This window comes from Vibrio pomeroyi (genome assembly GCA_041879425.1).
Lineage (GTDB): Bacteria > Pseudomonadota > Gammaproteobacteria > Enterobacterales > Vibrionaceae > Vibrio > Vibrio pomeroyi_A.
In genome coordinates, this window is the sequence record CP090854.1 from 408,645 (window position 1) to 427,589 (window position 18,945).

Annotated in this window: 14 protein-coding genes; 8 read left to right on the top strand and 6 right to left on the bottom strand. The window is 44.4% G+C overall.

What is annotated here, in order from left to right; genetic code table 11:
- Window positions 1-39 precede the first annotated feature (39 nt).
- Window positions 40-2,379: an LPS assembly protein LptD gene (gene lptD / locus L0992_01940; GenBank protein ID XGB67495.1), complete on the bottom strand. Its 2,340-nt coding sequence runs from the start codon at window positions 2,377-2,379 to the stop codon at window positions 40-42.
- 149 nt (window positions 2,380-2,528) lie between these two features.
- Between lptD and djlA the strand changes: the two genes are divergently transcribed.
- Both djlA and L0992_01950 read left to right on the top strand, forming a co-directional pair.
- Entirely contained in the window at window positions 2,529-3,383 is an 855-nt protein-coding gene (gene djlA / locus L0992_01945) for a co-chaperone DjlA (protein XGB67496.1), read from the top strand.
- A gap of 52 nt (window positions 3,384-3,435) precedes the next feature.
- A complete protein-coding gene (locus tag L0992_01950; GenBank protein XGB67497.1) occupies window positions 3,436-3,981 on the top strand; it encodes a DUF924 domain-containing protein in 546 nt (181 codons plus the stop codon).
- Between the two features lie 99 nt (window positions 3,982-4,080).
- Here the strand turns inward: L0992_01950 and L0992_01955 are convergent, their stop codons facing one another.
- From L0992_01955 to leuA, 5 genes are all read right to left on the bottom strand, one after another.
- On the bottom strand, window positions 4,081-4,863 hold the full coding sequence (locus L0992_01955) for a DUF547 domain-containing protein (GenBank protein ID XGB67498.1): 783 nt from the start codon (window positions 4,861-4,863) through the stop codon (window positions 4,081-4,083).
- A 205-nt stretch (window positions 4,864-5,068) separates the two neighbouring features.
- Window positions 5,069-5,671, bottom strand: a complete 603-nt coding sequence (leuD, locus tag L0992_01960) for a 3-isopropylmalate dehydratase small subunit (GenBank protein ID XGB67499.1) — start codon at window positions 5,669-5,671, stop codon at window positions 5,069-5,071.
- A gap of 14 nt (window positions 5,672-5,685) precedes the next feature.
- Window positions 5,686-7,098, bottom strand: coding sequence for a 3-isopropylmalate dehydratase large subunit (leuC, locus tag L0992_01965; GenBank protein ID XGB67500.1), 1,413 nt, complete (start codon window positions 7,096-7,098; stop codon window positions 5,686-5,688).
- A gap of 117 nt (window positions 7,099-7,215) precedes the next feature.
- Window positions 7,216-8,307, bottom strand: coding sequence for a 3-isopropylmalate dehydrogenase (leuB, locus tag L0992_01970; protein XGB67501.1), 1,092 nt, complete (start codon window positions 8,305-8,307; stop codon window positions 7,216-7,218).
- Between the two features lie 98 nt (window positions 8,308-8,405).
- Window positions 8,406-9,953, bottom strand: a complete 1,548-nt coding sequence (gene leuA, locus L0992_01975; GenBank protein ID XGB67502.1) for a 2-isopropylmalate synthase — start codon at window positions 9,951-9,953, stop codon at window positions 8,406-8,408.
- Window positions 9,954-10,521: 568 nt separating this feature from the next.
- Here leuA and L0992_01980 point away from each other — a divergent pair.
- The 6 genes from L0992_01980 (at window position 10,522) to leuO (ending at window position 18,771) form a co-directional block, all read left to right on the top strand.
- Window positions 10,522-11,181, top strand: a complete 660-nt coding sequence (locus L0992_01980; protein ID XGB67503.1) for a TetR/AcrR family transcriptional regulator — start codon at window positions 10,522-10,524, stop codon at window positions 11,179-11,181.
- Window positions 11,181-12,515, top strand: a complete 1,335-nt coding sequence (locus L0992_01985; protein ID XGB67504.1) for an HlyD family secretion protein — start codon at window positions 11,181-11,183, stop codon at window positions 12,513-12,515. The genes L0992_01980 and L0992_01985 overlap by 1 nt, the downstream gene beginning before the upstream one ends.
- Window positions 12,512-15,619, top strand: coding sequence for an efflux RND transporter permease subunit (locus tag L0992_01990; GenBank protein XGB67505.1), 3,108 nt, complete (start codon window positions 12,512-12,514; stop codon window positions 15,617-15,619). The genes L0992_01985 and L0992_01990 overlap by 4 nt, the downstream gene beginning before the upstream one ends.
- A 209-nt stretch (window positions 15,620-15,828) precedes the next feature.
- Window positions 15,829-16,353, top strand: coding sequence for a phosphatase PAP2 family protein (locus tag L0992_01995; GenBank protein XGB67506.1), 525 nt, complete (start codon window positions 15,829-15,831; stop codon window positions 16,351-16,353).
- A gap of 56 nt (window positions 16,354-16,409) precedes the next feature.
- On the top strand, window positions 16,410-17,465 hold the full coding sequence (locus L0992_02000) for a glycosyltransferase (protein XGB67507.1): 1,056 nt from the start codon (window positions 16,410-16,412) through the stop codon (window positions 17,463-17,465).
- A gap of 346 nt (window positions 17,466-17,811) precedes the next feature.
- Window positions 17,812-18,771 carry a transcriptional regulator LeuO gene (gene leuO, locus L0992_02005; protein XGB67508.1) on the top strand — a complete coding sequence of 320 codons (960 nt, stop codon included), beginning with the start codon at window positions 17,812-17,814 and terminating at the stop codon, window positions 18,769-18,771.
- Window positions 18,772-18,945: the final 174 nt, after the last annotated feature.

Genomic DNA, 18,945 nt, shown 5'->3' on the forward strand with positions numbered 1-18,945 from the left:
AATCCTTTAAATTTACTGATCTTTTATCAATAAAGAAAATTAGTTGTTTAAGAAGAATGGGCGACCGTAGCTCAATGAGTTGTCAGAGCTGCTATCTCCAACAGCGCCAGAGTCAGAACCGATATTGGTACCGAAACCAACAATACCGAAGTTCACACTGAAGTTGTTTTCATATTCAGGTGTGGTATTTGGATCACTAATGTTGTTCGTTAAACGGTTACTATAGGTAAAGCCGATGTACCAACAATCCGATCTGTAGTTTAAACGAGCTAACCACTCTAGATCTTCTTGTGTGGTTAAATCATAGAAATATTGAGCACTTGTGCTCCACTTCGGTGAAATTTGGTAGGCACCAAGTAAGCCTGCTTGTGAGATACCATCTCTTGTGATTGATGATACGTCAAAATCTACAGTTTCATTTATATATTCTTCTGTAACGTAGCGGTAGTTGGTTTGTATATAGCCGCCAGAAAAACGGTACTCAAGGGTACTGTTAGCAAGTTGCATCGAAGATGAATCAATGTCGTATTGCACACCGCCATGGTAGAAAAGGTAATCATCATAATTGAAATCCATTTCAATAGCCCAAGATGAATAATTAGTTTTATCACTTGAGTCTTCACTACTTAAAGTTTGCTTGGCATCTTTATCAAAATAGAAAATTTGACCAAAAGAGATGTTTAAGCGTTCTCGGTATTCATCATCAAAAAAGCGAGATGATGCGCCATAGCTAATTTGATTTGCTGATGCAATGCGGTCTACACCACTGTATTTACGGCTTCTGAATAAACCATAGTAATCAGTCTGTAGTAGTGTTGTATCGTAAAGACCAATTTCGCTTTGATCTTCTTCGGGTACATATAAATACTGAACTTGTGGCTCTAGTGTTTGAGTGTAGTTACCAACAATTGTGGTATCTCGCTCAAGAACGATGCCAGCATGGCTTCTAAATTCAGGGATAACACGGCTAGTGGACTCTTCTAAGCCCTCATAATCTGATCCTGCACTGGTATCAACGCCATCAAGATCTTGTTGGTAGTATGTACCGAGTAGTCGAGCTTCGGTTGTCCAAGTACCCCAAGTATTACCTACCGGGACGGTTATCCCTGGCTCAACGTGTACACGAGTAGCTGAAGGCTTACCTGAAGCGTCGGTATCAAAGAGAGAGACATGGCTGATCATGTCGAAGTCTAAGTAATCCATTACCTCTGGAGCATAATAGTTATACTCGAGTTGTGGCATTAATCGATAAGGTAAATTATTCGTTGTATCGGTTAGGACTTGGAAATCTCGGACAAGCACCGATGCATCCCAGTTTTGAGAGCGGTAAGTTGCCTTACCTTCTTGAAGTAACTGGCCATCTTCACGGTTACCAATGCTGCTTGAGCTCACATCAGTGAAGTAATCGATGTCACTCACTTTTGAGTAATCAATCTCAAATAACCAAGATTGCTGGAATATTCCTGAGTGTTCTAGTTGAGCGCCCCAGCGGTCGCCTTTCTCTTCGAATTTTTTATCGTCAGGAAGATATTCAGACTTAATGCTACCTGAACCAAAGTCGCTTAAGTAACGGAATTTACTGTTGAGTTGAGTGCCACGCTCTTGCATGTACTTAAAAGTCGTTTCTAAGTCATAGTTTGGCGCTAAGTTCCAATACACAGGAATCTCTGCTTCAAAGCCATCGCTTGAACCGTACGAAACCGTCGGATACAAGAAGCCTGTCTTACGCGTATCACCAATAGGAACAGTTAAATAAGGTAAGTAGAAAATCGGCACGCTCTGGATTTCAAAACGTGGGTTATAAAACGTTGCTTGTTCTTCATTTTGATCGACGTCGATACTTGAAGCTCTTAGACGCCAAGCGTTGTCGCCGATAGGACAAGAGGTGATTGAGCCATCTTCAATTTCATAAACAGCTTTGCCTGTCTTAGATATGTATACCGCATCACCACGGCCTGGTTCGCAAAGAAATTCGTAATCGGTATTTTCTAGTGTCATTTCATCTGTGGTCAGATTGTTAGTTGCTCTATCCGACACTGATTTGATTTGACCGTCACTAAAGTTTACGTTGCCTTCAGCTACAACGATATTTTCTTGTTGGTGAAGCGTTACATTATCTGCAAGGATGGTCTTGTTGCCTTGTGTAACTCTTACATCACCTGAATATATTGCCTTGTCACCATTGATAGCCTCTAAGCGATCTGATTCCACATGAGCGGGCAGTTGTGTCTCGTTTTCGGCAGCGGGTTCGATCAAGCATTGATCTATAGAGGGCATTTCCTGCACACTACTATCGGTTATTGTTTCAGCTTGAGTTGTCGACACGTATAAGGCGGTGCTTATAGACGCGGCTAACAAGGTGCGGGAAAAACATTGCATGAAGTTGAACTATCCTGTGTCACTAGATGAAGGGTTGATCTAGTATCAATCCAATTAATAAAGCATTTTCCTTATGATAAAGGAAATATTAGCATTCAGCACCATAAGACAGCAGTACTCAGATAAAATTCATAGATAGAGAACACATAATGCAAATATTTGGCAAAATTTTGGGCGCTTTTTTTGGCTTTTTATTTGGAGGTCCGCTTGGTCTAATTTTTGGCCTATTTTTAGGGCACCAATTCGATAAAGCTCGTCGATTGACCCAATCGGGTTTTAATACATCTGGTTTTGGACGAGGGCCGAGCCAAGCCGAAAGGCAAAATGAGTTTTTTAAATCTGCTTTTGCAGTTATGGGACACGTTGCTAAGGCCAAAGGTCAGGTTACGCCAGAAGAGATTCAGCTCGCTTCTACAATGATGGAGCGTATGAACCTGCATGGTGAGCAACGTAAAGCGGCGCAAGATGCATTCCGTGATGGCAAAGAAAGCGACTTCCCGTTAAGTGATGTACTTGAGCGCGTAAAGATCTCGTCAGGTGGGCGTTTTGATCTTCTGCAGTTCTTCCTAGAGCTTCAAGTTTCAGCGGCATTTGCTGATGGAAGCCTGCACCCAAGTGAGCGTCAGGTTCTCCACAAGATTGCTCAGGGGCTTGGCTTCTCTGCAGAGCAACTTGAACGTCGCTTACAAATGCAAGAAGCTGCATTCCGTTTCCAGCAACAGGGTGGAAGCTTTGGTGGTGGCCATCACCAAGGGCAGTCGTCAGGTTGGCAACAGGCTTCACAACAGAACCAGCTTGGCGACGCATATAAGGTTCTTGGTGTGAGTGAAAGTGCCGACGGTAAAGAAGTGAAGAAAGCCTACCGCAAGCTGATGAATGAACATCACCCAGATAAGTTGATGGCGAAAGGTTTACCACCAGAGATGATGAACGTTGCGAAAGAAAAATCGCAAGAAATTCAAAATGCTTATGACCTAATTAAGAAGGTTAAAGGTTTTAAATAACATCACTAGAGTCGCTTCATTGGAGCGACTCTTTTTGTTTAAAGGAATAAATATGACGATAACTTATCAGGACGTTCTGGATTTTTGGTTTGATGAATTGACCCCAAAGGACTGGTTTACTGGCGGTGAACACATTGATGCTTTGATTAACGATCGATTCTCAGATTTACATCAAGCTGCGATTCAAGGAGAGCTGTTTGAATGGCGTCAAAATGCACAAGGGCGTTTAGCTGAGATTATTGTGCTGGACCAGTTTTCGAGAAATATTAGCAGAAACAGCCCTGCTGCATTTTCGGCTGATCCTATGGCCTTAGCATTAGCTCAAGAAGCGGTAGCGGGTGGTTTTGATCACCAACTTAACGAGCAACAAAAAAGCTTCCTATATATGCCTTATATGCACAGTGAGTCTCTGTTGATTCATGAGCAAGCCGTTGAGCTTTTTTCTCAAACCGGACTAGAGAACAATTTGGATTTTGAGTTTAAGCACAAGGTTATCATTGAGCGTTTTGGTCGTTATCCGCACCGTAATGATGTGTTGGAACGAACTTCGACGCCTGAAGAAATAGAATTCTTGCAACAACCGGGCTCAAGTTTTTAATTGTAGAAATACGGTCCAATAAATAAAAAAGAGGCGAGTGGTTAATAAATAAACCACCCGCCTCTTTTTTCGTTTTAGTTGTGTCCTTAGCGACTGAAACTAGTTTGCTTGGTTGAGTGACCAATCGTACTCATAGCTGATTTTGTTAGTATTCGTTACTGGCTTAGCTCGATATTGGTCTAGGTGTTGAATAAGCTGCTTCTGGTCACCAAAATCGACAGCAAACCACTCATAAATCGATGATAGTCGGAGCTTATTACCTTCAACCAACACACCTTTATCGCTATTCACAAACTCAGAGGCGGCTTGTTCTAGTAGAGTCTCGGTGTTGTCAGCCGTAAAGGCTTGAAGTTGTAGGTTAGGGCAACCTAAACTCGCACAGTTTACTGCGTAGTGTGTGCGTGGGTCTTGCCAAATAGGTCTTAAGATTCGATGTTCAATATCATTGAGTGTCAGTGATTTATCGTTGACCACAACCACATCATCTCCCCATGGCCCAAAGCTAAATAGGCCACTTAGCTTGGTAATTGATTTTATTGGGTAGGCATCAAGAATCAAATCGACAGTCACGGCGTTATATAAGTTAACCCAATAGGCATACTGCTCTGCTTTTGAATAATCGAGTGGGTTTATCTGTTCTAACTGCTTAATGTATTGCTTCAGTTTTGATTTATCTGTCGCGGTCACCGCTTGGTAACGAACTAACGTATTTTGTCCTTGTTTAACCAAGTAGCTATCAAGGAATTGCTGCCAGCTTTGATGAGAAACTTGTTCTGAATTGGTCTCATTACTTTGATTCCAGTATGGCCACAGTTCAGATTTAGGCGCCGACCAAGCTAAGGTAGAAAAAAGTAGGCTGATAATAACGAGTAGTTGTTTCATGGCATTCTCCTGATGACTGACTACTAAGACCTTATGCTTTGCGATTTTCTTTCATGGCTCTTCAGTTAAATAGCGGAACTGATCTAAATAAAGGGCTGAACTTAATAAGCACATTAAGTTAAGCAAAAAGTTCAGCCAAATAAAAAAGGTTGGCATTGAGCCAACCTTTTCAATTTTGAAACTGCTTTTTCTATTCCAAGGCTTCTTATTTTAGGAAGCTTGGAATCTTCTCTTCATATGCAGAAATCTTATCAGCGTGTTGAAGTGTTAGGCCGATATTATCTAAACCGTTCAGTAAGCAATGACGACGGAACTCATCAATTTCAAATGAGTACTGTTTGCCATTTGCGCTCACTTTCATTGCTTCTAGATCAACGGTAACTTCAGCACCTTCATTTGCTTCGACGAATTGGAAGATTTCATCCACTTCTTGCTCAGTCAACCGAACTGGCACCATTTGGTTATTGATCGAGTTACCGTAGAAGATGTCTGCAAAGCTTGGCGCAATCATCACTTGGATACCGTAATCGGCAAGAGCCCAAGGTGCGTGTTCACGAGATGAACCACAACCGAAGTTCTCACGAGCCAGTAGAATAGAAGCGCCTTGGTAGCGAGCTTCGTTCATCACAAACTCAGGATTTGGTTGTTGGCCAGCGTCGTCTAGGAAGCGCCAGTCGTGGAACAAGTGCTTACCAAAACCAATGCGGTTCACTTTTTGTAGGAACTGCTTTGGAATGATCGCATCAGTATCGATGTTGGCCGTATCTAGAGGAACGACTAATCCGGTGTGTTGTTGAAAACCTGACATGTTAAATCCTCTAATTAAAGTTCACGAATATCGACAAAGTGGCCAGCGATCGCTGCTGCTGCAGCCATTGCAGGGCTAACTAGGTGCGTACGACCATCACGGCCTTGGCGGCCTTCAAAGTTACGGTTTGATGTAGAAGCGCAGCGTTCTTGTGGACCAAGACGGTCGTTGTTCATTGCAAGACACATAGAGCAACCCGGTAGGCGCCACTCAAAACCGGCTTCTTTGAAGATAACATCTAAGCCTTCAGCTTCTGCTTGAGCTTTTACTTGCTCAGAACCCGGAACAATAAGCGCTTGCACATGTTTTGCAACTTGGCGACCTTTCGCTACCGCTGCTGCTGCACGCATGTCTTCAATACGTGAGTTAGTACAAGAACCCACAAACACTTTATCGACGTTGTATTCAGATAGAGATTTACCTGCTTCAAGGCCCATGTAAGCCAGCGCTTTTTCTGCTGATGCTTTTTCAACAGGGTCTGCGAAGCTTTCTGGTGCTGGGATTGGCGTGTCTACCGAGATAACCTGACCTGGGTTTGTGCCCCAAGTTACTTGTGGTTTGATGTCTGCCGCTTCTAGTGTAACAACCGCATCGAATTCTGCATCAGCATCGGTTTTTAGCGTATCCCAGTATTGGATTGCTGCTTCTAAGTCTTCGTCTTGTGGAGAGAACTTACGACCTTTGATGTACTCGTATGTAGTTGCATCTGGAGCAATTAGGCCGGCTTTAGCGCCAAGCTCGATAGCCATGTTACATACCGTCATACGACCTTCCATCGTAAGGTCAGTAATCGCTTCACCACAGAATTCCACAACGTAGCCAGTACCGCCAGCAGCTGTTGTTTTACCGATGATCGCTAGCACGATATCTTTTGCAGTGATGCCTGGTGCTACCTTGCCTTTTACTTCGATCTTCATCGTTTTAGCGCGAGCTTGTTTTAGCGTTTGAGTTGCTAGAACGTGCTCAACTTCTGAAGTACCGATACCGAATGCAAGAGAACCAAATGCACCGTGCGTCGCAGTGTGTGAGTCACCACATACGATGGTCATGCCTGGCAGGGTAATGCCTAGCTCAGGGCCCATTACGTGCACAATACCTTGGTATTTGTGGTTTAGGTCGTAAAGCGTTACACCAAACTCTTCACAGTTCTTCGATAGCGTTTCCATTTGGATACGAGCCATCTCACCAGAAGCGTTAATGTCTTTAGTTTGGGTTGATACGTTGTGATCCATGGTCGCGAATGTCTTGCCAACTTGGCGAACTTTACGGCCTTTTTCACGTAAACCATCAAAGGCTTGAGGTGACGTTACTTCGTGGACTAGGTGACGGTCGATATAAAGAATCGGGTTTTCGCCTTCCGCTGCTACTGCAACGTGTGCGTCGTAAACTTTTTCGTATAAGGTTTTGGCTTGCTGGTTTGTCGACATAGCTTTTCTTCCTTGGGAGCATCAGTCCCAGTGTTTGTTTCGAGCCAAGTCATGCAATTTTGCAGACTTGGCTTGATATTATTCTTATGTACTTGCTTCTATTTCCGAGCGATTAGCCTATGAAGCTAAGATGTACTCTGCGATCTTGTCACCCATTTCAGAGGTAGTAAGCGCTTGGTTGTCGCCTGCAAGGTCTGCTGTTAGCTCGCCTGCTGAAAGCGCTTTAGATACCGCTGTTTCAATGTCTTGTGCTGCCGCTTCTTCGCCTAGGCTGTAACGAAGCATTAGCGCTGCAGAAAGAATCTGTGCCACTGGGTTCGCAATGTTTTTGCCTGCGATGTCTGGTGCACTGCCGCCCGCTGGTTCGTATAGGCCGAAGTTGCTTTCGTTCAAGCTTGCAGAAGGAAGCATACCCATAGAGCCAGTGATCATTGCGCACTCATCAGAGATGATGTCGCCGAAGATGTTTGAACACAGCATTACGTCAAACTGAGAAGGATCTTTGATTAGCTGCATGGTCGCGTTGTCGATGTACATGTGGTTTAGCGTTACATCTGGGTAATCTTTTGCGATCTCTTCAACGACTTCACGCCATAAGATAGAGCTCTGTAGAACGTTCGCTTTATCGATCGAGTAAACGTTTTTGTTACGTAGACGTGCCGATTCGAAAGCTATCTTTGCAATGCGCTCGATTTCGTAGCGGTGGTAAACCTCAGTATCAAAAGCCTTTTCAGTTGCGCCTTCGCCTTCACGACCTTTAGGTTGGCCGAAGTAGATGCCGCCTGTTAGCTCACGTACTACCACGATGTCGAAACCGTTACCTGAGATGTCAGCACGTAAAGGAGAGAAAGACTCTAGACCTTTATGGATTTGCGCAGGGCGTAGGTTACAGAACAGTTGGAAGTGTTTACGTAGAGGAAGTAGGGCACCACGCTCTGGTTGATCATTTGGTGGAAGGTGTTCCCATTTAGGACCGCCAACAGAACCAAAAAGTACTGCGTCAGATTCTTCACAGCCAGTTACGGTTGCTTCTGGAAGTGGGCAGCCGTGGTTATCAATCGCAATACCACCAACATCATACTCTTCGCGAGAAAAGCTAATTGCGTGCTTCTTTTCGATCGCGTCTAGCACTTTATGTGCTTGTTGCATTACTTCTGGGCCAATGCCATCACCAGGTAGTACGGCAATTTTGTATGATTTATCAGTCATGTTAATCCTTTAATTCTTTGTTACTGAGCTATTTGGCTCGTTATAAATTTTGTCCCTAAAGCCAATAACATTGGCTCTAGGGCTCTGTTATTGGGTACTTAAACTGTCGCGATTTTTTGCTGTTTCATTTCAGCAATGGTGTCTGCGCGTTGAATGCTATTGATAACGTGCAGTAGCGCTTGACCAGAAGCTTCAACGATATCGGTTGAAACACCTGTACCGTGGTACTTGCGACCTTTGTAGTTGGCAATGATGTCCGCTTGGCCTAAGCCATCTTCGCCTTCACCTTTCGCGGTTAGGTCGAACTTATCTAGTACGATTTCGTAGCCAGTTAAGCGGTAGATACATTGGTATAGCGCATCAACAGGACCGTTACCGACCGCGGCTTCGCACTTCTCTTCATCACCACATTGCAGCTTGATACTGGTCGTAGACATAACACTACCAGATTGTACGCTTAGGTAGTTAAGTTTATAGAAGTCATCTTCGTCACGTAGATTTGCGAAGTGCATTAATGCTTCTAAGTCGTAATCGAACACTTGGCCTTTACGGTCAGCAAGCTTCAAGAAATCTTCGTACAATGAATCTAGGTTGTACTCATTGTCTTTATAACCCATTGCGTCCATGTGGCTCTTAACAGCAGCTCGGCCACTACGACTTGTTAGGTTCAACGCCTTGTTTTTCAAGCCAATAGATTCAGGAGTCATGATCTCGTAAGTGTTCTTGTTCTTTAGCATGCCATCTTGGTGAATACCTGAAGAGTGGCTGAATGCGTTCGCACCGACGATAGCTTTGTTGTCTTGGATTGGCATGTGGCAAAGTTGGCTAACCAACTTACTGGTACGGTGAATCTCTTGATGATTCAAACCAGTATGAACACCTAATAACTCTTGGCGAGTTTTGATGATCATCGCGATTTCTTCTAAAGAACAGTTACCTGCGCGCTCACCGATACCGTTAATAGTACCTTCAACTTGACGAGCTCCGGCTTGGACTGCTGCAATTGAGTTAGCAACCGACATACCCAAGTCATCGTGACAGTGAACAGAGATGATTGCTTGGTCGATGTTTGGCACGCGATCAAATAGCGTTTTGATAATACCGCCAAACTCGTTAGGCACTGTGTAGCCCACTGTGTCTGGGATGTTGATTGTTTTTGCGCCTGCGTTGATCGCTGCTTCAACCATACGACATAGGTTGTCGATAGGCGTACGGCCTGCATCTTCACAAGAGAACTCAACATCGTCTGTGTAGTTACGAGCGTGTTTAACCGCTTTTACTGCCATCTCGACAACATCGTCGTAGCTACGGCGCAATTTATCTTGAACGTGAACCGTTGATGTAGAAATGAAGGTGTGAATACGGAACTGCTCAGCGACTTTTAACGCTTCTGCAGCGGCGTCGATATCTTTTGCTACCGCACGAGAAAGCGCACAGATTCGGCTGTCTTTAATATTCTTAGCGATGGTTTGTACTGATTCAAAATCGCCTGGTGATGACACCGGAAAACCCGCTTCAATAACATCTACACCCAGTCGTTCAAGTGCATAAGCGATCTGTAATTTCTCTTTTACCGTTAAGCTTGCAGCCAACGCTTGCTCGCCATCACGTAAGGTCGTGTCAAAAATTATCACTTGATCGTTCATGGGTGCTTCCTTATATCGATAATGAATCGATTGCTATCCAAATTATTATTAAGAATGATGTTCTTTTAAAAGTGCCAGTTACAAAAAAACCCGCTCAGCGCGGGTTTTAATATTTGTGTAGTTCTTGACCCACAACTTACCCGCGCGATTGGTTCACGATAAGGAGAAGTTTCAGCAGTCGAGAAGAAGAAAAAATCATTACACAAATATCCGTAAATAAACTGTTAACACCATATTTACCGCAATTTATTCTGAGCGTCAAACAAGAAAATCCAATATCAGCGTGCTTTGGCGGTGTTTTTGTTTGGTTTGTGCTGCTTGTGTGTTTTTTGTTGGTGTTATCAGCTGATTGAGTGTTTTGTACTGGGCGGTTAGTTTATCGTTTGGCTGATGTGTAGGTTAAAACTTTGTAGTAAATCTTTTTGATGGAACGATTCACCAATAAAATTAAAAGGGCGGCTAAATTAATTAATCATTTGATTAAATAGTGAGTAATTAATCTTCTACAACCATGTCGATTTATCCCTATAATTAATCGTGTGATTAATTATAGGGATAGGTCTAAGTGATGGCAGCGCGTAAAGCAGGTCGACCTCAACAGAATCTAGATGTACGGCAGTTACTCATTGAGCATGCTCGAGATCTGTTCGTGGTTCAACCGTATGACAAGGTATCGACTCGTTTAGTTGCTGAGCGAGCGGGTGTGAATATTGCGATGATTCGCTATTACTTTGGCAGTAAAGCCGGATTATTTGAGGCGATGCTGCGTGAAACATTACGCCCTATGCAATTACAAATGCAGAGACTTGTCGATGAAAGCAGCCATGAGAACTTTCTCGATCTAATGAGAACCTATTACAAAGAGATGGTGAAGGTACCGAAGTTTCCTCGCTTGATAGCCCAAGTGATGAAGATGCCGCCTTCAGAAGTGCAGAGAGAGTTGCTCGAGAAAGTCTTTCTTGATGTCGCCAAACCTGCCCAAGATGTCATTTTTGAAAAGCTAGTTGAACAAGGCGTTTTAAGAAAAGATATGGATCCCAGACTCTGCCGCGTGTCGTATATAAGCTTGATGGTGTTCCCGTTCATTGCACCGCCACCTTTGCTTGCTATCCATGGTATTGAACTCAATGAAGAATTTCTTAACCGACTTATCGAACACAACATTCAACTGATGACGGAAGGCTTTGTAAACGCCCCGAGCCCTTCACCTTTGCAGGAACCAAAATAATGAAAATAAGTAAAAAGCTCCTCTTCTTTCCGGCTCTTGCCGTCGGTGTTATTAGTCTAGTGGCGGCGATTAATCTGAAGCCGGACTTACCGACTAAACCAGCGGGTGACAGAGCGCGTTTAGTTGAAACCGTGAGTCTAGAAAAACAGATGATCGCGCCATTAGCGGTTGGTTTTGGCAAAGTGGTACCAAAGGTTGAATGGAAAGCGATTGCTGAGGTGACAGGGCAGATCGTGTATCGTCATCCTGATCTAGAAAAGGGCCAAATTATTGCAGCGGGTACTGAGGTATTAAAGATCGATCCTTTGGATTACGAACTGAAGTTGGTGCAAGCGGAAGCGGATCTTAAATCAAGCCAGACCTCGCTCGCTAAACTAAATCAAGAAGAAGACAACCTACAACAAACATTAAAGATCGAAAAAAATCGTTTAGTGATCAGTAACAAAGAGCTTCAACGTAAACAGGATCTTCGCAAGAAAGGGCTTACCTCTCAATCAGATGTCGATCTGCAACAACAAAGTGCACTTTCTCAACAGAAGTTGGTGTTAGATATACAGAATCAAATCGCTTTAATGCCGGATGAAAAGCGCGTGGCGCAAGCGGTGATTAAGGTCAATGTTTCTAAGGTCAAAGAGGCGCAGCGTTCTTTGGATAAAACGACCATCACTTTGCCTAGAGCTATGCGAATCGCTCAGGTAGATATTGAACAAAACCAAGTGGTTAATCTTCAGCAAGAGATGTTTATTGCTCATGGGATTAACGTTATGGAAGTTGAGGCACAACTCTCTATACACGATATGCAAACTTTAGCCTCAAGCTTTACTCAATTCCCTCGCGATGCCGCAGGCATACCTAATCCTTATCAAGCGCCGATTAAAGCGACGATCCAGATGAACAGTGGCAGCTTGAATCTGAGTTGGCCTGCGAAGGTAGCAAGAATCAGTGAAACCGTTGATGAAAACCAAGCCACAGCGGGGATCATTCTCGAAATCAATCAAGATTATTCAGCCCTAGAGCCAAGCAGTGCCACTCCCTTGGTGAATGGCATGTTCGTCAAAGCGGAGATTGAAGGCTTGGCGAGCCTAAGTTGGGTTGTACCTGAGCGTGCTCTGCATGGCGATAAGATTTACCTGATGGATGACAGCCAACGTTTGCAAGTAGTGAATGTTGAAGTGCTTTATCGCCGAGACAACCAAGTGGTGGTTAACGGTGAACTGCAAGCTGGAGACAAGCTGATTCTTAACGATGTTCTGCCTGCGATTGAAGGTATGTTATTGAAAGAATTCGCTTCAAATGATGAGCTTTCCGCTGATACTGAGGAGAGCGCCTCATGATCAAGTTCTTCTCTAGGCACCCAACCGCAGCCAACCTGCTGATGCTTGGGTTGTTGATCATGGGTTTAGCTTCTTTATCCACCATCAAGCGTGAAACCTTTCCAGCCTACGATCCCCCTTACATTATGGCGGCGATTGTGTACCCGGGCGCTTCACCACAAGAGGTAGAAGAGAGCTTGTGTGTGCGAATGGAAGACGCGGTCGATGGTTTAGCTAACATTGAAGAAACTCAATGTGAGGCGATAGAAGGCAGTGCTCGCTTAATCCTCAAATTGAATGAGAAAGCAGATATCGGTCGAATGCTGGTGGACGTACAAACTCAGATCAACTCGATCAATGATTTCCCAACTGAGATTGAATCACCAGTCGTCCAAGAACTAGATTGGAATGAGCCGGTTGTGGATATTGCGATTACCGCAGAAACTTCATGGCCAGAACTTAAGGCATACGCGGAAGATCTAAAGCGTACTATGAAGCTTGATTACGACGTTTCATTGGTGGAGGTCAGCGGCTTCTCCGATCATCAATATCGCGTTGAGTTGGATACCCAAGCGATTCGCCAGCTCGGTCTGAGTGTCGGAGATATTGCCGATCAAATTGGTCGTCAAAACGTAAAACTGCCGAGTGGCAACGTAGAAACGCCAGACAAAAACTTCTTAATTCGTTTTGATGAAAGACGCATCACACCCGTTGAACTCGAAAGCATTGTGGTTGGGTCTGCGCCTAACGGTTCAGTGATCCGTTTACGAGATATTGCGAAGGTGACCGATCGCTTTGAACTTGATGAGCAAAAAGTGTTGTTTGATGGTAAGCCATCGGCACTATTAAAGATCAGTAAGAACAAAGAAGATGATGCGCTACGAATCAAAGAGAACGTAACGCGATTCGTAGAAGATCAAAGTGCGATTGCTCCTGATGGCGTCACGCTGCAAATGACCAACGATCTCTCTTCTGTACTGTGGGATCGCTTGACCATGATGGTGCGCAATGGCTGGCAAGGTATTGTGCTGGTGTTCGCAACCATGTGGCTCTTCTTCAGTCTACGCTACTCGTTTTGGGTGGCGGCAGGTCTACCAGTGGCCTTCCTTGGTGGCTTGTTTTTGATGGCCAATCTTGGATTATCGATCAACATCATGTCTCTAGTCGGCTTGTTGATGGCGATCGGTATTATGATGGATGACGCTATCGTGATCGCCGAATCGATCGCCTCCCATCTGGATCGGGGGCAAAATGTTGACGATGCGGTGTACAACGGTGTTAAGAAGGTGCTCCCCGGAGTATTGTCTTCTTTCCTAACCACGGTGTGTATCTTTGGTAGTTTACTGTTCCTTGATGGTGAAATGGGTGCGGTGCTTAAGGCGGTACCTCAAGTATTAATATTGGTGCTTTCTTTGAGCTTGATTGAAGCCTTCTTGATTCTGCCAAATCACTTATCTCATTCATTACACAAAGAAAAAAATGACAAGCCAGCGCTGCGTTTCAAAGTCGTGCTGCTAGAGAAATTTGAGAACTTCCGTAATACCACCTTGATGAGCATGGTCGAGAAGGTAGTGACTTTCCGCTACGCCTTTACGGGCGGGGTGATCACCTTGTTGCTTCTATCTATCTCTTTGATTGCTGGTGGTGTTGTCAAATTCCAACCGTTCCCAGAGCTAGATGGCGATATTGCCGAGGCTCGTGTCATTCTTCCTCCGGGGGCGTCACTGTCTCAAACCGAGCGAGTGGTCGATAAGATCGTCGCATCTGCCGAGCGTTTGAACGTGCAGTGGAGCGAAGAGGTCGAAGAAGGCAACACCTTGGTTGAGCACATCACCAGCCAATTTAATGCCAACGCAGATGCCAATGAATCAGGCCCACATTTAGCAACTGTACGCTTAGACTTACGCGGAGCTGAGAGCCGTAACACGGTTATTGATGACTTTATTGATGCATGGCGAGAAGACATCGGTGACTTGGCCGATCCTATCTCGTTAGTTTTCAAGCAACCGACTATGGGGCCGGGCGGTCGTGCGATTGAGATTCGTGCTAAACATGATGACCTAAGTGCATTGAAATCTGCTTCTTTGGATATTCAAGAATACCTTAATCAGTTTGATGGCGTGCATGGCGTGCTGGATGACATGCGCATGGGTAAAGAAGAGATCTTGGTGAAGCTGCGTCCAGGCGCTGAAACCTACAACGTGAATGGGCAGATGATTGCTTCCCAATTGCGTGCGGCTTTCTTTGGTCAGACAGCGGATGAGATTCAAATCGGTGTTGAGAATATCTCTATTGAAGTTCGTCTTGATAAAGAACAAGCGGGTGATTTACAGCAACTGGCTAACTTCCCAATCATTACCGCAGATGGCAGTCAGATTCCATTAGCTACATTGGCAACGTTAGATTTTCAACGTAACTATGTGCGAATCCAGCGTATTGATGGGCTGAGAACCATCAGTATCTTCGGTGACATAGATAATAAGAAGGCGAGCTCTTCCGCGATTTTGGCTCAGTTCCAAAAAGAAGAAGCGGCTAAGCTGATTCAAAAATACCCGGGCTTACGTTTTGATTTCGAAGGCGAAGCCAAAGATGCGGCTAAGACTGGAGCCTCGATGGGCAAAGGTTTCTTATTGGGCTTATTCGGTGTGTTTGCGATTCTTAGTTATCAATTCCGAAGCTACTTGGAACCTGTGGTCGTGATGTTGGCAATTCCATTGGCGTTCATTGGTGTCGTTGTTGGTCACTGGTTGTTAGGTCACGCACTGAGTATGCCAAGCATGATGGGCTTTGTGTCGCTCGCTGGGATCGTGGTCAATGATTCGATTTTGTTGGTGCAATACATTCGCCACCATGTCGATGAAGGGGATAGCGTGCATGACTCAGTTGTTAAGGCGAGTCGTGAGCGTTTCCGTGCGGTATTTTTAACGTCAATGACCACCGCTGCAGGTCTACTGCCGCTATTAACGGAAACCAGCTTACAGGCTCAGGTTATTCAGCCTCTGGTGATTTCAATTGTGTTCGGGATATTTGCCTCAACCTTGTTGGTGTTGTTTATGATCCCAGCGGCCTACGCGATCTTGGCGGACTTTGGTTTAGTGAAAAAGCACGAGCCTCTTTCGCTATAGAGTTTTGAAGCAAGAAAAGAAGTAATAAACAATAAAGCGGCCTAGTGCCGCTTTATTTTTATAGGGTGTTTTTGTCATCACCTTGGGGTGAGTGGCTTCACTGCGCATCCCAAGGAAATTTCATTTTAGTTCATTCAAAACGTCACTTAACTGTCATTTGTTGGGCATAACTTGACCCTTAACTGAATAAGGATTGTTAAGGAGATCGTATGCGTACTATCGAACCTATTGTCCGCTGGGATGTGGCATTTTCTGTTTTCTGTTTAAAAAACCGCTATAGCGGGCAACATGCAACACTCAGTAAAGCGGTGTCTCATACTGGAGATGGACACCTTTACGTGTTAATCGCGTTGATTGCTTTGCTGGCTGATAGCAGTACTGGCCGAGACTTTCTATTGGTCGGTTTAACCGCCTTTGCTATCGAACTACCTATCTACTGGTTCGCGAAAAATACCCTCAAACGCCGCAGGCCGGCAGAGTTCTCTTCGCTGCTTTATTCCCACATTGTGCCATCCGATAAATACAGCCTGCCATCTGGGCATTCCGCAGCGGCTTTTGTCATGGCGACTCTAATCGGACATTTCTATCCGAGCTTATATCTCTTTAGTTTGGTTTGGGCGATCGCGATCGCTGGCTCTCGAATCTTACTTGGTGTGCACTTTTTGACAGACGTACTAATAGGTGTCGCCTTGGGTATTGCTTGTACGAGCCTAGCTATCAGTTTCATTCTGTAATCATTTTTTTTTGGCAATCTCTGCCGCGTCTAAGTGGCAACTCTAAAGGAAAAAGCATGAAAATCTTATATGGCGTACAGGGCACTGGAAATGGTCACATCGCGCGTGCGAGAGCAATGGCCGTCGCCTTTCGTCAGCAAAATATCGATGTCGACTTTCTATTCTCTGGGCGAGAAGAGAGCAAGTATTTCTCAATGGAAGAATTTGGAAGCTATCAAACCCGCAGTGGCTTAACGTTTTACAGCGAGCAGGGGCAGGTGAAATACGGCAAGACATTCATGAAGAACAACATCTGGCGATTTCTGAGTGAGATTAACCAGATCGATCTGACGCCGTATGATTTAGTGCTTAACGACTTTGAACCCGTGACCGCTTGGGCAGCTAAAAGACAAGGCGTACCTTGTATAGGGATAAGCCACCAAAATGCGTTCCGTTATGATGTGCCTAAAGAAGGTGGCAACTGGATTGAGCACTCTGTGATTCAACACTTCGCCCCAACCGAGCACTCAATTGGACTGCATTGGTATCACTTTGAACAGCCAATATTGCCACCGATCGTTCACACGCTCACTGGCGAACAACAAACCAAAGCGCCGCAAGACTTCACTCTGGTCTACTTGCCGTTTGAGGATCTAGAGGCGATATCAGAGCTGTTGATGAAGTTCATTTCTCATAATTTTGTCTGCTATCACCCAAATGTGATTGAACAAAGCCGAGTCGAAAATATTGAGTTCAAACCGCTCAGTCATGTAGGTTTCCAATTCGACCTCAGCCAGTGCTCAGGTGTGGTGGCAAATGGGGGATTTGAATTACCCTCTGAAGCTCTAACGTTGGGTAAGAAGTTGCTCCTTAAACCGCTTGATGGGCAGTTTGAACAACAGAGCAATGTGGCGACGCTAGAGGCGCTTGGATTGGCTCAAACAATGAGCTTTTTAGACCCTGCTATCTTGCGTGGTTGGCTCAACGAAAAACAAGCGGAAGTGGTCACCTATCCAGACGTGGCAAGTGCACTCGTTGAGTGGGTATTAGCGGGGAATTGGTCTAATCAAGATGACTTAAGAAAGCAACTTTGGGACAAGGTAGACTTTCCAAGTTATGCATCGCTCACCTAACTCATAAGTGTTATTTCTGAATCAACTGGTCAACTAATTCACCGGTTCAATAAATTGTAACAATTGTAACCAAAAGATAGAACAGCTAAATAAGTCGAAAACAAACTCATAAGTTACGCTTTTTATATTTTTTTATAACTCTATAAATTACTGATTTTTAGATGTTATTTAATCATTAAGGTAAAATAAAATTATTCTTTATCAATCTTGTTGGTAGCTCGAGATGTATTGGTTAATAGTAATGTCAATCCGAAAAACATCGGTCTGATAAATATAAGAATTAGTGGTTATCTATTCTCATACCATTACCAATTTAACGCTGTCGAACCGACAAGAGGCAACTTGAATGTTAGATAAAAAAGACGCAATGAGTGCTATTGCAAGCTACAGAATGGAAAGCACACTTCGTGGAGTCGACTTAAACCTTTTGACTGTATTTGATGCAGTTATGCAAGAGCAAAACATTACACGTGCAGCTCACAATCTGGGTATGTCTCAGCCTGCTGTAAGTAACGCTGTTGCTCGTCTAAAAGTGATGTTTAACGACGAACTATTCATGCGTCAAGGTCGTGGTATTCAACCGACTCAACGTGCTCGTCAGTTGTTTGGTCCAATCCGCCAAGCGCTACAATTAGTACGCAACGAACTACCAAGTTCTGTGTTCTCTCCAGAGTCGTCTTCTCGCCTGTTCAAACTTGCGATTTGCAGCCCTTGTGACATGCGTTTTGCTCCTAAGATTATGTCGACAATCAACGACCAAGCACCTAGTGTTAAACTGCACATGGATGCTGAATTCGATCGTCAACTTTCTGAGCGTATGCGCTACCAAGAAATCGACTTCGTTATTGATTACGCTCGTTTTGATGAGCAGGGCTTCTCAAGCACTGAAATCTTCCAAGATGAGTTGGTTGTTGTCGCTTCTGCTTCTCACCCACGTATTAACGGTGAAGTAACAGCGGCAGAGCTGCTTAACGAAAAGCACGCAAAACTGTCTCGCATCCATGGTCAACGTAGCTTCTCTGAGCAAGCTTACCGTGACCTAGATTGCACGCCTTTCTACGAAGGTACGAGCTTAAGCAACGTTCTTTACGTTGTAGGCCAATCTGAACTAGTAACAATTGCTCCTCGTTGGATGGTTGAACATGCAGCAAACAAAGAGCAACTTCAGATTCTAGATTTCCCATTCGATAATGCGGCGATTTCTGGCTTCCTAAGCTGGCACGAATCAAGTGAAAAGGATAAAGGACACATTTGGTTACGAGATCAGTTAATGATGATCTGTGGCGAAGTAGTGGCACTTAACTAGACACTAATCCCTATGTTTTATAAGCCCTAAGCTAGGAGTCTGGCTTGGGGCTTTTTTGTACCTGCTATTTTTGTTGATAGAAAACTTAGCGTGAGACGTACTATTACTTATAACTTTGAGCTTCATCAGTTGCCTTTTCCATGATCAGAGGTACACTTGTGCGCTCAAAAAAGC

Excerpts from the sequence above, each read along its gene's own strand:
- leuA (XGB67502.1), bottom strand. The coding sequence starts at position 9,953 with ATGAACGATCAAGTGATAATTTTTGACACGACCTTACGTGATGGCGAG.
- leuO (XGB67508.1), top strand. The coding sequence starts at position 17,812 with ATGTTAGATAAAAAAGACGCAATGAGTGCTATTGCAAGCTACAGAATG.
- L0992_01955 (XGB67498.1), bottom strand. The coding sequence starts at position 4,863 with ATGAAACAACTACTCGTTATTATCAGCCTACTTTTTTCTACCTTAGCT.
- lptD (XGB67495.1), bottom strand. The coding sequence starts at position 2,379 with ATGCAATGTTTTTCCCGCACCTTGTTAGCCGCGTCTATAAGCACCGCC.
- leuB (XGB67501.1), bottom strand. The coding sequence starts at position 8,307 with ATGACTGATAAATCATACAAAATTGCCGTACTACCTGGTGATGGCATT.
- leuD (XGB67499.1), bottom strand. The coding sequence starts at position 5,671 with ATGTCAGGTTTTCAACAACACACCGGATTAGTCGTTCCTCTAGATACG.
- leuC (XGB67500.1), bottom strand. The coding sequence starts at position 7,098 with ATGTCGACAAACCAGCAAGCCAAAACCTTATACGAAAAAGTTTACGAC.
- L0992_01990 (XGB67505.1), top strand. The coding sequence starts at position 12,512 with ATGATCAAGTTCTTCTCTAGGCACCCAACCGCAGCCAACCTGCTGATG.
- L0992_02000 (XGB67507.1), top strand. The coding sequence starts at position 16,410 with ATGAAAATCTTATATGGCGTACAGGGCACTGGAAATGGTCACATCGCG.
- djlA (XGB67496.1), top strand. The coding sequence starts at position 2,529 with ATGCAAATATTTGGCAAAATTTTGGGCGCTTTTTTTGGCTTTTTATTT.
- L0992_01950 (XGB67497.1), top strand. The coding sequence starts at position 3,436 with ATGACGATAACTTATCAGGACGTTCTGGATTTTTGGTTTGATGAATTG.
- L0992_01985 (XGB67504.1), top strand. The coding sequence starts at position 11,181 with ATGAAAATAAGTAAAAAGCTCCTCTTCTTTCCGGCTCTTGCCGTCGGT.
- L0992_01980 (XGB67503.1), top strand. The coding sequence starts at position 10,522 with ATGGCAGCGCGTAAAGCAGGTCGACCTCAACAGAATCTAGATGTACGG.
- L0992_01995 (XGB67506.1), top strand. The coding sequence starts at position 15,829 with ATGCGTACTATCGAACCTATTGTCCGCTGGGATGTGGCATTTTCTGTT.